This is a genomic window from Halorubrum sp. SP3 (assembly GCF_005435195.1).
In the GTDB taxonomy this organism is placed as follows: Archaea; Halobacteriota; Halobacteria; order Halobacteriales; family Haloferacaceae; genus Halorubrum; species Halorubrum sodomense.
The window spans coordinates 1-1,047 of the sequence record NZ_SGTU01000096.1 but is presented as its reverse complement, the minus strand read 5'-3'; the positions used below and the strand labels follow the sequence as shown (position 1 = coordinate 1,047).

Genomic DNA, 1,047 nt, shown 5'->3' with positions numbered 1-1,047 from the left:
CGGAGGCCGGCGCGAACGTCGCCGAACACCCCATTAATCAGGGACAGGGCGGGGCGCTCCGAACGGGCTTTCTCGTCGCCGAAAAGAAGAACGCGGAAGTCGTCGTCACTATGGACGCTGACGGACAACATCCTGTCGACGAGCTCGAAAACCTCGTCGCCCCCGTGCTTGACGGTGACGCCGATTACGTGATGGGATCGCGGTATCGCGGCGTCGATCACTCCGGGAACGGAGTCGTTCGGCAGTCGGGGATCAAGTTCTTTACATGGCTCATCAATCGGCTCACGAAATCTGAGATCACTGACTGTACGAACGGTTACCGCGCTATTCGAGGATCAGAGATAGGAAAATTAACCCTCACCGAAGAGCGATTCAGTGCGCCTGAGCTGATCATCGAAGCGCGGAAGAACGGGATGCAAATTGAAGAGATTCCTATCGTCATTCAGGAGCGTGAGGCCGGCGAAACAAAGAAGCCGCAGATTAGATATGCGCTCGGACTGACACGGACAGTACTTACGACATGGATTCGGTAACTGATCGGAGCGGTCACGAATGAGTCAGACGCTGCTGTACGTGAACAACACCGACCCGGAGGACGGCGGTGGCGGCGATCGTCGGTTGTTCGAGGAGGCAGCAACGCTTCACGAAAGGGGCGCGGATGTCCAGGTCGTGGCCAGTCGCACCGATCCCGAACTCAAGCAGCGGCGTGTCTCCAGCGGAGTTCGGATTCGGACCGTCAAATGTGTCCCAGACTTCCTCCAGCGTGCCCCAACCCTACATTTCTACCTTGCCCGGTCGTTGTTTCCATTCGTGTCGCCGGTACTGCTCGCGACGCTTTTCCGCGACGACATCGATGTCATCATCGACAACCACACGCCGCATCCGAGTCTCGTCGCGTTCCTCGGGCCACTATTCTCTGTGCCGGTGGTTGCGCTCGTCCACGAGTATCACGACTGGAGCGCGATCGAAAAATACCCGCTCCCAGTCGGTGTTATTCAACTGCTCGCCCAGAACTTCTTGCGTATTGGGCTGTATGCGGCCGTGATT

2 protein-coding genes are annotated in these 1,047 nt (G+C 57.8%); both read left to right on the top strand.

Annotated elements, in window-relative coordinates; genetic code table 11:
• On the top strand, window positions 1-533 hold a 533-nt coding region (locus tag EXE42_RS15545; protein ID WP_199240775.1), incomplete at its 5' end, for a glycosyltransferase family 2 protein.
• A 19-nt stretch (window positions 534-552) separates the two neighbouring features.
• A partial coding sequence (locus EXE42_RS15540) for a glycosyltransferase (RefSeq protein WP_137706910.1) occupies window positions 553-1,047 on the top strand: 495 nt, incomplete at its 3' end.